Source organism: Idiomarina loihiensis, assembly GCF_024584785.1.
In the GTDB taxonomy this organism is placed as follows: Bacteria; Pseudomonadota; Gammaproteobacteria; order Enterobacterales; family Alteromonadaceae; genus Pseudidiomarina; species Pseudidiomarina fusca.
On sequence record NZ_CP074112.1, the window covers coordinates 1156817 to 1169177 of the forward strand.

Here is a 12361-nt window from a genome sequence, read left to right on the forward strand (position 1 = left end):
TTACACTCCTGAAAGTAATAAGTAGTTTGCTTCGGCAATCAATTTTTGGCGGTTGATGGCGATTGCTAATGCATCAATTTTTGCGTCGATTTCCGCAATCTGTGACCGTACCGCCTCGGCAAAGTCGCCATCATCATTGTTGTAGGCAGTCAATGCGGCTTCAGACTGGGCGGACATTTGTGGAAGTAGCTCTTCGTGATATAGGGCAGCACGTTCATTCAAACGGTTCAGTTGTAAAAACGTACTGCGTAAATTGGCTATTAACTGCCTGGCAACCAATAACTTCTCAGTTTTTTTTGCTTCCGTTTTAAACTTTGCTGAGCGTACCTGCTTATCCTGTTTGTTATCAGTAAATAAAGGGACATCGAACGTAACCCCGACTGACAGCAAGTCGGCACGGTCATTGCCGCTTGGATCGTCGTTTCTATGGCCATATTTCAGATTGGCTGACCATTGCGGTTTATAACCTTGCTGAGCGAGCTCGACAGACGTCTCCGACGCCAAAATGTCTTGATCGGTCGCTTGCAAAACCGGGTGTTCTTTTATCAATTCGTACAAGGCTTGATTCGGTATTGTCGAAGGTGATAGCAATGTCTTCTTCAGCGTAAGACTCGGAAGGTCATCCGGTAACCTTGATTTCGCTATAACACCTATCCATTCCGACAATTCGCTTTGAAGTTGCTCCTCTTTTTGTCGCAGTGACGTCAACCTATCATCCAGGCGTGTAAGCTCAAGTTGGGCTCTAATAACATCTTGCTGCCGTGCTTTTCCCTCGGTACTGGTATAACTCGCCTTAGCGGTTGACACTAACTGTTCAAAAAGCGCTCTATCCGATTCAATCAAGCGAATACTTTGCTGAGAGAAAAAAACATCTAACCACAACTTGGTGACCGTTGTTTGGACCTTTGCAATACGATCCGCTCTCAAAAACGGTTGTTTTTGAGCTAATTGGTTTTTCTGCTTACGAGACAACGATAAAGTGTCTCCTCTGGGAAATGCTTGTGAAACACCGACGACTAACTGGGTCATTCCTTCCTGTCTTGAACTAAAACTGTCAACCGGGAAACTGGCAGCCGTGAGCGATATTTGAGGGTCAGGCAAACTGGAAGAGGCTATCGCTTCACTCGCGAATGCCTCTTGGGTTTGCTTACTTGCCGTTAACCAAGGATCTTCTTGTACAGCGATACTCACTGCTTCTTGTAAATTCAAAAGTGGCTCTTGCGCACTAACAACATTTGGCACTACTGCAGTCAGAACACCTAAATAAGCCATTCTTCTTAAAAGTTTCATATTGTTACTCTCAAAAACTGTGAATTTTTAGATTCAACACAGACCAAGCTATGAATCAGAGCGTAACGAGGACGACGATCGGCGTCGTAACAACAATGAGCGAACCAAAGCTTATAGCTGTGCTTTTACCTGGACGATAAACGCGCCAGGAGCGAGAAATTTAGTACTTTTTAAGAGTAGATTGGGGGCCGAAATAGCGCAAGAGAGTGCTTTTCTTTAATATTCGTATCTAAGAATGAGGAAGCGTTAAAAAGCAGCTTTTCAACAGGAGGAACGGTGGATTGCTCAGAATAAACGACAGTAATTGACGGGCTGTAACAATGACGCATCATTGAATCAGAGCAACAGTTATCGGTAAGAGAATGTGACACTTCGCAATCTGCAAGATCGCAAACTTGCTCAGTAGGATCGTGCATACATGCCTTTTCCGTACTGATAGTTTGTGAAAATGACATTGTTGTTACTGCTAATAGCAGTAGGGCAATGATTAAACGATACATGCGAAGGTTCACTATAAAAACATGCTTGCATTGTATCTCTTTTGGCTGATAAAGATCAATCAATTAAAGGAAGTACCCATAACGAGGTAGTCAACCCAGGTGGTGATACGACTTCTACATCACCACGCAGATTTATTGCTAACTCAGGCGCTTTCAAGCTCTAAATACCAAAGTCATCGAACCTTACTTGTTCTCGCGGAACGCCAAAGTCAGCAAGAGACTTTAACGTTGCTTTCAGCATTGGTGGAGGACCACACACGTAAACGTCCAATGTGTTTTTGTTTTCATCTGCCAACCATTTCATTGCGATTTCGTGCACAAAGCCAGTGTGCCCGGCCCACTCATCTGATTTAGCAACCTCTGAAAGTACCGGTATATAATATAACCGCTCATCTCTTTCGAACTCATCCCTATAACAGAGCTCTTTTTCATATCGTGCGCCGTAAAAAAAGATACAGCGACGAGGAGAGCCTGCTGCTAATTCACTTTGTATTAACGCTCTCAACGGTGCAACACCCGCGCCGCCCCCGATGAAGACTTGTGTATGAGAGTTTTGCTTTGCCAGTTGGAAGTCTCCAAATGGCCCAACGGCATCGACACGAGCGCCAGCTTCTAAATTACATAAGTAATTTGATCCCACCCCCGGCGGTACCCCTTCGCTTGGCGATGGCAGCTGCCTTATGTTAAACACAAATCGAGTCGGGTGAGGCCGCGTAGCAACCGAGTAGTGCCGTGACAATATTTCGTTTATATGTGGAATACGGAACTGCATAAATTGCCCGGCTTCATAACTAACGGGGTCTGAACTTACAAAAGTAAGCTCCATAATGGATGGAGTGAGTTGCCGCTTTGAATCAAGTGTTAAAGCAATATCATCGACTCCGACATTATGCAGCTTAACGTCATAATTGGATGACGTTCTGTGTTGACAAGATAGGCGCGTTCCTGCTTCTAATTCGTTGGCACTCAATAACGCTTTATCAGCTGCTTTCGGGCTGGGTATATTGCTGCCTTGCAGTGTCACTTTACATAACCCACAGGTACCGCCTCCGCCACAATTACTCGCAATTGGTTGCCCTTTCTGCTGAAAATATTCTAGCCACGTTTTCTTACGTTTTGGATTAAAGTCACCGTCAGTAATATTTCGGCCTAAGAGAATTAAACCGGATAATGAAAACCAAAGAGCGAATAATCCAGCACTCCATATCAATAGATGATTAAAACTTCGACCGCCCGTGTAATCCATAAAGTGCAGACGAAACGCCCAGTCAGCGATTGTCCATGGCGTATTACGATGTTCCACAACCCGGGATGACGCTTCATCGATATATATTCGGGTATTAAGATCATCCTCGATATCAATGCGGAATCCTGAGGCATTCCAGCCATTCACTTCATCGCTTCCCTTGACTCTTTCAACCCTTTCAACCTGGCCCGGTCCATTGTAGCTATTCAGCGCTAGCTGAGTCGCCAAAGCTTGGTCCGTAGACCACCGTTCACCGGTATCTGCGTTGAAGTAAAGCAAACGTCCATCTGGCAGAGACACCTGATACTGACCTACCCCGGCAACACTGACCAGTTCAATGGAGTGAGCTAAGGGGAATCGTTGATGCATTTCAGTAACATCGATTTGAGGCGCTATTTTTTTAAGTGGGGGTTCAGAGTTTTTTGAGACCATATATTGGTGGCCTGACATTTCGTGATGTCCGGTTAAGCTAAAAAATAACCCACTCACTAGCCACAAAGCGACTTGAATCACTAAAACCAAACTCACCCAACGATGAAGCCATTGCATAAACCTTATCATTGAGCACCCCCAGTCGATTTTCTTTTAAACGTAATCGTATAAAAAAGCAGGACAGTGCCCGTTATCATTAAAATAAACGTACCGATAATAAAGCCCTTTAACCACCAGGTCTCGATATCCACACGCTCGTCGTAGTCCATTATGTGTAACATCCAGGCGATATCAAACCCCCGCCAAAACGTATGTCGCTTTACCAAAAGCTCCCCGGTCGTTTCAGATAAATACAGACTGGTATTACCGAAATCGTCATAATTTACCTGCCAAATCGGTAACAAAGCACCACTCACTTCTGTTGGTGGGTTATCAGTCATGTAAACGACCGATTCAATAGCGTCGGGATCCTTCGTGTAATATTGATTCGCTAACTCTTTAATGTGTTGTTCGGTTATATCAATACGCTGCAGCGACTCCGCATTAACTAAAAACGCTCCCTCGTTCCTCTCTATTTTATACACCGGCTGTAACTTCTGATTCAGCCATACGCTTTTTAACGACGTTTTTCGTGTTTCTGGATAGCGGCTCAACAGGTCATTTAAGCTTGATATTTCAACACCTTTCGGTATTGGCTGGCTTATATCCTGAACTAAGTGATCACCATGAATATAATCCAAATCGAAGAATACCATGTAAGCGCCACTGATTGTCCAAACAACCATTTGCAGGCCAAAAATCAAAGATAGCCAACGATGCCAAACTCGCCAGCTACTGGAGCGTTTCTTTTGAGTCATACCCTACCTCAAATTTAATAAAACAAAGCTGGCGCTCCCAGGGAAAAGCGACAGCCAGTCTAGTCTTTAAAAGCTGTAACGTACCTTCAGATATAACTGACGGCCTAACAAGTCATATGTCATAGTGTCAGTATTGGCGTCCGTCCAACTTTTAAAATAAGCTCTTCAAGATGACTAGAAAAGTTATAAAAAAAGTTGTCCACTTTTTTCAAAATAAAAATAATTTTTCATTTTTAATGAATTTTTACCCTTTTTTGATTATTGATGCTTTTAATCTTTTGCCGACTATAATGCGTACACGAATACATAACTTTTACGTAAGGAACTTGGCTATGAGTCAATCAACTAAAAAAGCCACGCTTTACAGAATGTCGACACCTGACCACCAATGCCCTTTCGGTTTAAAAACCCGGCACTTACTTAAAGCCAACGGTTACGATGTGGACGACAACCTACTGGAAAGCCGCGAGGAAACCAACATATTCAAGGAAAAACACAACGTCGATACCACTCCACAAGTGTTTATTGGTGATGAACGCATCGGTGGGTACGAAGAGGTTCGAGCCTTTCTAGGAAAACCTCTTCCTGACCCTGACGCAACCAGTTACCGACCCGTTATTGCATTATTTATTATGACAACGCTCCTCTCTGTAGCCACGTCGTGGCTGTCTTTTGGTCGCGCATTTACCGTACAAACCATCGAGTGGTTCATCAGTTTCTCTATGGTGGTTCTGGCCTTGCTCAAACTCCAGGACGTAGAGAAATTCTCTACCATGTTTCTCAATTACGATCTTCTCGCCAAAAAATGGGTGCCTTATGGCCGTATTTACCCCTACGCCGAAGGCTTGGCGGGTCTGTTAATGGCAGCGGAATTTGCTCATGTCATTTCCATCCCTATTGCGTTATTCATAGGCATCGTGGGTTCTGTCTCCGTGTTTAAAGCCGTTTATGTCGACAAACGCGAGCTAAAATGCGCCTGTGTCGGTGGCTCCAGTAATGTGCCGTTAGGCTTCATTTCACTCACTGAAAACCTCATGATGGTCGCTATGGCTGTCTGGATGTTTTTTACAATGAACTAGAAAAAGAGCGCTATGCGCTCTTTTTCTTAACGCTTTTTACGTAAAAACAAAATCTCACCAGCGGCAATCAATGCCATACCGATAAGAGACGCCCAAATAACCAGCGGATCGCTTGTCCATTTCACCCATATAAAAGCGGCTAAAACGATGACATCTAGCGTGATTGCGCTGACAAGTATGTAAATATTGGCATTCACCTTTTGCCTTAGATGCCGTAATACGCCCCAGTGGATCGCAATGTCCATCACGATATAAAAAATAGCGCCCAGTGACGCAATTCGACTCAAATCGAAGAATGCCGCTAAGATCATAGCCATAACAATGGTGTAAACCAGCGTATGCTTCTGAATGGAACCTGGCATGCCAAAATGACTGTGTGGAACAAGCTTCATATTGGTCAACATGGCTAACATTCTTGAAACGGCAAACGCGCTGGCAATCACTCCTGATACCGTTGCTACAATTGCAAAAGCGACCGTCACCCATAGTCCGGTCTCGCCATAGACGGGTCTGGCTGCTTCAGCAAGCGCGTAGTCTTTCGCTTTCACAATTTCATCTATGGACAGGCTCGAGCCAACCGCCAGAGTGACCAGAACGTATATTAACGCGCAGATAATAAGCGAAATAATAATGGCACGCCCGACATTTCTCTTAGGCTCAACAATTTCACCGCCACTATTGGTTATTGTTGTAAACCCTTTGTACGCAAGTATGCTTAAAGCAATCCCCGCTAAAATACCGCCACCCGTAGCTTCTTCTGGAATAGCCGATATCGATTCAAACTGAATGCCTGAGGCCCACAAACCACCAGCCGCTAAAATGACCAACCCTAAAGTCTTAACAAAGGCCATAAAAAACGAGAACGTTTGAATAAACTGATTACTCAAAATATTGATAAAAAACGCAAAGACCAGCAAACCCACCGCCAACAAAGGGATAAGCCACTGCGCTTCAAAAGAAATTAACTGGCTGGTATAAGACGCAAATGTCCGAGCGACTAAACTTTCATTAATGACCATAGAAAAGTACATCAAGAGTGCGAATATCGCCGTCACACTTCCTTTTCCATAAGCTTTACTGAGGAACATCGCAATACCGCCCGCTGACGGATAGGCTTTCGCCAACTTAACGTAAGAGTACGCGCTAAAGCCGGCAATGATACCGCCGCACACAAACGCCAGGACAAACCACTCTCTTGCCAGCTGAGCAACTTGTCCGGTCAGTGCAAAAATACCAGCGCCAATCATCACACCAGTCCCCAGCGACACCGCCCCCCAAAGGCTCAGGCTGCTTTTCTGATAATCCTGATGTCCGTGTTCATGATCGTGTTCTGCCATAATCAGCTCCTGTGATTGAACTCAGTTGGACCAATGGATCCGGATAATTTTCCAGCCAGACTCAGTCGTATTTGATACGGTTACGGTTTCATTCATCGTTAAATCAACCTCACGCCCGTTATACTCCCCGGAAACGCTATACCGAGAAGTGATCACAGCAAGGCCATCGGCTTCTTGTACTGTCCTTTCAAGCAACTGTGAAGGAACCGCCTGGCTAAACTTAATATCTGACTTAAGATGATGAGCACTGTATTCAGCCAGGGACCGTTCAACGCCACCACCTTCAAAGATAAGCACATCATCGGAAAGCACGTCTTTAACGACCTCCGTGTCACCTTCAGTTAAAGCAGTTCGAAATGCATCAAGCACAGCGGTCGGCTCAGATAGTTTTTCGGCGCTACTGGGCGCTGAAATAAACATTACCGAAACCATAAAAACACTCACAAGTAATTTCATTCTTCTTATTCCTTACATTAACCGGGGGAAAACGCGCTGCTTAGCGCTGAGGCCAGGGTAAAAATAGTGACAGCCAATACCATTTCCGCCGTTATGGAGTTTTTGAGTCGCTTGGCGGCCGCGTTATCATTTAATTGCGGTACGAACTTTAATTTATGCAATGCGGCAACAAGGAGAATCAGCGCCACAAACACAAGTTTCGCTAGTAGTACCGTGTCATACGACGTAAGCGGCAGCTCTGGCATCCATCGCCCTGTTGCACTACGATACATAACCAAGCCCGCAATAAGGAGTATTGGAACCGCTGCAGACATATGCACACCAAAACGCTCCATAATGGCTTTCGCTTTAGCAAGCGGTACCGACGTTGCCAGCTTTCGCAATGAGTTAAGACTGCCGAACCAAATCCAAGCGACTAACAAGTGTGTTAAAAGCGCTAGCTTTCCCCACCAGACGGCGTCACTGCCGTGACCAATACTTAAAAAGCTCCATCCCATGAGTCCAATGGCGACAACATATAGCACCCACTTTATACGTTTTAGCTTAACAACGGAGTAAACAATCCAAGCAATAGCAATCGCTATCTGAAGTTGGATGAACAACCCAACAGGGCCGGTCCATATAAACTGCATGTAAGTCTTGTCAATCATGCCGGCAAAGCCTTCAGCAGCAAAACTACCGACTTTCAGAAAAAAATACAGAAGGCTTGCCAGTAATAGAAGCAACGCAACAAGGCTATTCTTTCGTTCAGACTGCTTTTTTAAACCGGACAAATAAACGATATAAGGCGAGGCGGTCATCACCGCGTTAAGCCAGAATATAAAGGCCAACGTTAAAACGCTGGCCACACTCCAAAGGGTCATCATTTCACCTCAAAGCTAAAATCACCCGATATTTTATGACTGTCCCCACCCATTGCCGTCCAATAAACCGTATAACCACCTGACGCCAAATTGTTTTTAACAGCAATTTCGTACGCTGCTTTGGGAGTCATGCTCATCGAAAAGTCCAGCGGATGCATTTTACCGTCATCTGAGTGCAGCATAATTTTAGCCAGACGAACATCACCGGAAAAATTCATCGTAATTTCCGTTGGTGACTCGGACAAAGTCGCACCGTCCTCCGGGCTACTGGATGTTAGGCCGACGTGAGCGCTGGCCCATGCACTAAAAAATAACGTGGTACCGAAGGCTAACTTAAGTATGTTTTTCATGTTGTTTCCTCTTTGTTTATTATCAATTAAAACCAAACTCTGGCCCCAAGGACCACGCCTGTTTCTGTGGTGTCCTCTCCCATTCGTTTCATTTCATCTGCCGTGTTGCCTAACGCGCCGTTCCAATAAACACCAATGTAGGGTGCAAACTCACGACTGATTTCGTGACGATAACGCAACCCCACACGCAAGTTGCTCAAGCCACTTTGCCGTTCATATTTGTCTGAATCTGTCAGGTTGGCTGTAAACTCAATGCGAGGCTGTAAGTACGATGTTTGTGTGAGCTGCCACTCGTACTCAGTTTCGCTAACAAACTGGACATCACCTTCTTCGTTCACCATCAACGAGTTGTCCATTTCAAACCAATACGGAGCCAGCCCCATGAAGCTAACAACGGCATAATTTTCCATAGAGGCATTGGACGATAAGGAGCCTCGCGTACCAACACCGGCCTGAAACGACCAAAACGGAGACATCAGGTAGCCGTATAACAACTCAGCCCTTTCCAAGTCAGTGGGCTCTCCGTCATCTTGAATATTTTCCCCCTCACTTTTGAAGACAAACCGATGATAATCACCACCGTACCAAGCCATCATGTCCCAAACGGCAACGTTCTCTTCCTCGTCTGTTCGCGTTAATTCCAGCCGGTCAAATAATACCTGCCCGGTGTAATATTCTTTAACGGGCTCTGGCCAGCCTTCCTCTGCATGTCCCGCCATTGCCACTGCGGGTAAAAGTGCTGTAGTGAACAACAATGATTTAGCGTACATAGCCTTCCTCCTTATGCCACATTTACCACACGAAACATGCCCGCTTTCATGTGATAAAGCAGATGACAATGAAATGCCCAGCTTCCCGGTGCATCAGCGGATATCAGTAGTGACACTTTCTCGCTTGGTTTTAAACTAATGGTGTGCTTACGAGGACGAGGATACTGTCCATTTTCAAGTTCCATCCACATACCGTGTAAGTGGATTGGATGATCCATCATGGTGTCATTAACCATCACCAACCTTAAGCGCTCGCCGTGACGGAACTGCACAGGGCCGTCAACTTCGGTGTAGTTCTTCCCGTCAAACGACCACATATACCGTTCCATATTACCGGTCAAATGCAGTTCAATCTGGCGCTCTGGTTCCCGCTTATCTGGCCATTCTTGGGCGCCAATAAGATCGCTATACACTAAGACTCTATGGTCAACATTATCCAAACCTATGCCCGGTTCATGGAGACGACTGGTCGGATTCATAGCTATCATGGCGGCAGCAGCTCCGTGACCACCTTCACTGTGCTCAATTTTAATGTTTTCCACAGGAAGCTCTTTTTTATGCATCATTTCATGATTCATATGACCGTCTGTGCCGCTCATATTCATCATACCTTTCTCTTCCTTATTTCCTGACATCGCCATGGCCCCCATTCCCATCGCGGCCATCCCACGTTCAGGCACCGCGCGTAACTCAGGAACTTCTGCTTCAAGGCCAATTTCTGGTGTTAATGTGCCTCTGACATAGCCACTACGGTCAAAGCTCTCCGCAAAAATCGTATAAGCCTTGTTATGCTTTGGCTGAACAATGACATCATAGGTTTCAGCCACTCCGATACGAAACTCATCAATAGACACAGGCTTCACCGGTTGACCATCTGCCGCCACTACAGTCATCTCTAGACCAGGAATACGTACATCGAAATAGCTCATCGCAGAGCCGTTGATAATACGAAGTCGCACTTTCTCACCTGGTTTAAATAATGCTGACCAGTTCATTGCTGAATCGCGACCATTCATCAGGTAGGTGTATGTACTCCCTGTCACATCAGCGATATCGCGAGGACTCATCCGCATTTGTCCCCACATTTCTCTTTGCTTCCAGGTTTTCTCTAACCCATGCTGGCGCACGTCCTCGAACGTCTCAAATATCGTACGCTTTTGGTAGTTATAGTAGCCTTCCGCTACTTTCAAATTACGAAAAACCTCATTTGGATCTTCGAATGTCCAGTCACTTAGAATAATTGTGTGTTCACGATCAGCGCCTATATCTCCGTCTTTTGGGTCGATAATCAGCGGACCTAAGTGCCCCAGTTGCTCCTGTAAACCCGAGTGGCTGTGATACCAATAAGTTCCGTTTTGCTCGACATCGTAGCGGTATTTGAACGTTCGTCCTGGCTTTATCCCTTCGAAAGATACGCCAGGCACGCCATCCATATTCTCCGGCAAAATAATCCCATGCCAGTGGATTGACGTGTCTTCAGATAGTCTATTGGTCACATTTAGCTTGGCTCGTTGACCTTCTTTCAAACGAATTAGAGGACCAGGCATTTGACCGTTAATCGTTATAGGTGTGCCAACCTTATTCCCTACTAACAAAGGAGACTTCGCGATGGTTAAATCAATTTCATCTTTCGTCAAAACTTGATCTTTAAATTTACGCCCTTGAGGTGTTGCCCATGTTGGGGCTACTTTGGCAATTGCTAACGCGGACGCCACAGTAAATGCAGATTTAATGAATTTTCGACGCCCTTTATTAAACTCATTGTTCATGATGACGCTCCTCTTCTGAGGTTAAATTTTGATGACGTTGAATGTCCTTTTCCCTATCAGACGGTTCATCAGTAATCGATGATTTAAACCCTTTTATCGCACTACCAAGATCGGATCCCAGGGTTCGTAGCTTTTTGCTACCAAAAAGAAGAATGACAATAACCAGTAAAACTCCTAACTGAACCATACTCATGCCGCCAAATCCCATAGCTAAAGCCCTCCATTTGAGAGTGCTTGCTGCTGCTCTAAACTTGCTATCTGCTGATAAGGTGTAATTGAACCGTCCTTTTTGATTTCATAGACCGTATACGGTTGAAACCGAGTACCCATTTCCATACCAACAGACCCTACCGGCATGCCAGGAACAGTTAATCCAATGCCATTTTCTGACTTTTTCCCAGCTAAATAATGAGAAACCAATGTAGGAGGAACGTGCCCCTCAAAGACATAGCCATTACTAGAAATAGCGGTATGACAGGATTGGACCTCGGCACTAATACCGGAGTCACGTTTTCGTTGGGTCAGGTTGTTCGGATGTTGTACGGACACACTAAAGCTATCGGGTAAAGCTTGTAACCACTTTTCACAGCAACCGCAGTTGGGATCTTTTAGAACGGTTAGTTGCTGCTCTTCTACATCGGTTGCAGATACAGACACGGAAAACAGCATCGCCAAAACAGCGATATTGCGTTTGATAGACATAATTATTCACCGATTAATAAGTTTTAAGGAAACACGCCGAGCGTGTGTTAAATTTCTAGTAACTTATTAAGCGGTAATTATTGGGGGACGGAATAAATTAGACGCGTGTTTAGCACGAATTGAGGTGTCGATGGTCGTATCGACTTTGGCAGAGAGGTTAACTGCAGCGGCATTAACCGAAGAAGACTGTCCGACAAATAAAACCGAGCCGCCGGAGCAATGCCGAATGGTCATGTCAGCACAGCACGAGTTGTGCTTTTGCGTCTCATGCTCGCAATCGTTTGTGTCGGCTTCGTACATCATGCTGTGCTGCATTTGGCTGTTATCATGACATGCGTGAGCTTCTGCCGTTTGCGAAAACGACATCGACACCAATAGCACTGTCATTAATAACAGAATTCGAATTAGCACGAGCACCCTGCTTTTTGCAATTTAATAAACTTCAGTCTAACGTCATTTTAGCGCATGTCAAATATCATTCTTCTTTACTTTATAGCGTTCGGCCCATGGAAAAATGTTGATAAATAGCTAATTCACTTTAACCAAAGCAACAAGTATAGCTTTTCATCTCTGATCAGAAGCACGAATTTATTTGCCACTACACGTTCACAAGTTGCAGACCACTATAGCTATGTTCAACGTGTTAAGCGAGTATTGGGCATAGCCAAAAAGTTAAAAGATTCATTTGTGAAAAAGCTTTCAATCAAAAA

13 protein-coding genes are annotated in these 12361 nt (G+C 44.9%); 1 reads left to right on the top strand and 12 read right to left on the bottom strand.

Annotated elements, in window-relative coordinates; translation table 11 throughout:
• The 3 genes from KGF88_RS05485 to KGF88_RS05495 all read right to left on the bottom strand — a co-directional run bounded on the left by KGF88_RS05485 (position 1) and on the right by KGF88_RS05495 (position 4325).
• The gene (locus KGF88_RS05485) at positions 1–1290 is read right to left on the bottom strand and encodes a TolC family protein (RefSeq protein WP_228759567.1); all 1290 of its coding nucleotides are present in this window, start codon (positions 1288–1290) and stop codon (positions 1–3) included.
• 660 nt (positions 1291–1950) lie between these two features.
• Positions 1951–3585, bottom strand: a complete 1635-nt coding sequence (locus tag KGF88_RS05490) for a PepSY domain-containing protein (protein ID WP_228759566.1) — start codon at positions 3583–3585, stop codon at positions 1951–1953.
• An 8-nt stretch (positions 3586–3593) separates the two neighbouring features.
• Positions 3594–4325, bottom strand: coding sequence for a hypothetical protein (locus tag KGF88_RS05495; RefSeq protein WP_153827119.1), 732 nt, complete (start codon positions 4323–4325; stop codon positions 3594–3596).
• Positions 4326–4657: 332 nt separating this feature from the next.
• On the opposite strand from KGF88_RS05495, the gene KGF88_RS05500 reads away from it, so the two are divergent.
• A complete protein-coding gene (locus KGF88_RS05500; protein WP_153827118.1) occupies positions 4658–5404 on the top strand; it encodes a MauE/DoxX family redox-associated membrane protein in 747 nt (248 codons plus the stop codon).
• A gap of 26 nt (positions 5405–5430) precedes the next feature.
• Here the strand turns inward: KGF88_RS05500 and KGF88_RS05505 are convergent, their stop codons facing one another.
• The 9 genes from KGF88_RS05505 to KGF88_RS05545 all read right to left on the bottom strand — a co-directional run bounded on the left by KGF88_RS05505 (position 5431) and on the right by KGF88_RS05545 (position 12062).
• Positions 5431–6741 carry an APC family permease gene (locus KGF88_RS05505; protein ID WP_153827117.1) on the bottom strand — a complete coding sequence of 437 codons (1311 nt, stop codon included), beginning with the start codon at positions 6739–6741 and terminating at the stop codon, positions 5431–5433.
• A 21-nt stretch (positions 6742–6762) separates the two neighbouring features.
• On the bottom strand, positions 6763–7197 hold the full coding sequence (locus KGF88_RS05510; RefSeq protein ID WP_055437789.1) for a YybH family protein: 435 nt from the start codon (positions 7195–7197) through the stop codon (positions 6763–6765).
• A gap of 17 nt (positions 7198–7214) precedes the next feature.
• The gene (locus KGF88_RS05515) at positions 7215–8063 is read right to left on the bottom strand and encodes a copper resistance D family protein (RefSeq protein WP_228759565.1); all 849 of its coding nucleotides are present in this window, start codon (positions 8061–8063) and stop codon (positions 7215–7217) included.
• On the bottom strand, positions 8060–8410 hold the full coding sequence (locus KGF88_RS05520; RefSeq protein ID WP_011234483.1) for a copper resistance CopC family protein: 351 nt from the start codon (positions 8408–8410) through the stop codon (positions 8060–8062). The genes KGF88_RS05515 and KGF88_RS05520 overlap by 4 nt, the downstream gene beginning before the upstream one ends.
• A 26-nt stretch (positions 8411–8436) precedes the next feature.
• Positions 8437–9180: a copper resistance protein B gene (locus KGF88_RS05525; protein WP_110076776.1), complete on the bottom strand. Its 744-nt coding sequence runs from the start codon at positions 9178–9180 to the stop codon at positions 8437–8439.
• A gap of 11 nt (positions 9181–9191) precedes the next feature.
• Positions 9192–10949 carry a copper resistance system multicopper oxidase gene (locus KGF88_RS05530; protein WP_153827116.1) on the bottom strand — a complete coding sequence of 586 codons (1758 nt, stop codon included), beginning with the start codon at positions 10947–10949 and terminating at the stop codon, positions 9192–9194.
• Positions 10939–11157 (bottom strand): twin-arginine translocase TatA/TatE family subunit, encoded by a 219-nt coding sequence (gene tatA, locus KGF88_RS05535; protein WP_011234486.1) that lies wholly within the window; start codon positions 11155–11157, stop codon positions 10939–10941. The genes KGF88_RS05530 and tatA overlap by 11 nt, the downstream gene beginning before the upstream one ends.
• Before the next feature lie 2 nt (positions 11158–11159).
• Positions 11160–11651, bottom strand: coding sequence for a DUF411 domain-containing protein (locus KGF88_RS05540; protein ID WP_006956253.1), 492 nt, complete (start codon positions 11649–11651; stop codon positions 11160–11162).
• Positions 11652–11717: 66 nt separating this feature from the next.
• Positions 11718–12062, bottom strand: a complete 345-nt coding sequence (locus KGF88_RS05545) for a hypothetical protein (RefSeq protein ID WP_162014613.1) — start codon at positions 12060–12062, stop codon at positions 11718–11720.
• Positions 12063–12361: the final 299 nt, after the last annotated feature.

What these genes read in the sequence shown, in the direction of transcription:
- KGF88_RS05485 (WP_228759567.1), bottom strand. Translation starts at nt 1,290, where the DNA reads ATGAAACTTTTAAGAAGAATGGCTTATTTAGGTGTTCTGACTGCAGTA.
- KGF88_RS05490 (WP_228759566.1), bottom strand. Translation starts at nt 3,585, where the DNA reads ATGCAATGGCTTCATCGTTGGGTGAGTTTGGTTTTAGTGATTCAAGTC.
- KGF88_RS05495 (WP_153827119.1), bottom strand. Translation starts at nt 4,325, where the DNA reads ATGACTCAAAAGAAACGCTCCAGTAGCTGGCGAGTTTGGCATCGTTGG.
- KGF88_RS05500 (WP_153827118.1), top strand. Translation starts at nt 4,658, where the DNA reads ATGAGTCAATCAACTAAAAAAGCCACGCTTTACAGAATGTCGACACCT.
- KGF88_RS05505 (WP_153827117.1), bottom strand. Translation starts at nt 6,741, where the DNA reads ATGGCAGAACACGATCATGAACACGGACATCAGGATTATCAGAAAAGC.
- KGF88_RS05510 (WP_055437789.1), bottom strand. Translation starts at nt 7,197, where the DNA reads ATGAAATTACTTGTGAGTGTTTTTATGGTTTCGGTAATGTTTATTTCA.
- KGF88_RS05515 (WP_228759565.1), bottom strand. Translation starts at nt 8,063, where the DNA reads ATGATGACCCTTTGGAGTGTGGCCAGCGTTTTAACGTTGGCCTTTATA.
- KGF88_RS05520 (WP_011234483.1), bottom strand. Translation starts at nt 8,410, where the DNA reads ATGAAAAACATACTTAAGTTAGCCTTCGGTACCACGTTATTTTTTAGT.
- KGF88_RS05525 (WP_110076776.1), bottom strand. Translation starts at nt 9,180, where the DNA reads ATGTACGCTAAATCATTGTTGTTCACTACAGCACTTTTACCCGCAGTG.
- KGF88_RS05530 (WP_153827116.1), bottom strand. Translation starts at nt 10,949, where the DNA reads ATGAACAATGAGTTTAATAAAGGGCGTCGAAAATTCATTAAATCTGCA.
- tatA (WP_011234486.1), bottom strand. Translation starts at nt 11,157, where the DNA reads ATGGGATTTGGCGGCATGAGTATGGTTCAGTTAGGAGTTTTACTGGTT.
- KGF88_RS05540 (WP_006956253.1), bottom strand. Translation starts at nt 11,651, where the DNA reads ATGTCTATCAAACGCAATATCGCTGTTTTGGCGATGCTGTTTTCCGTG.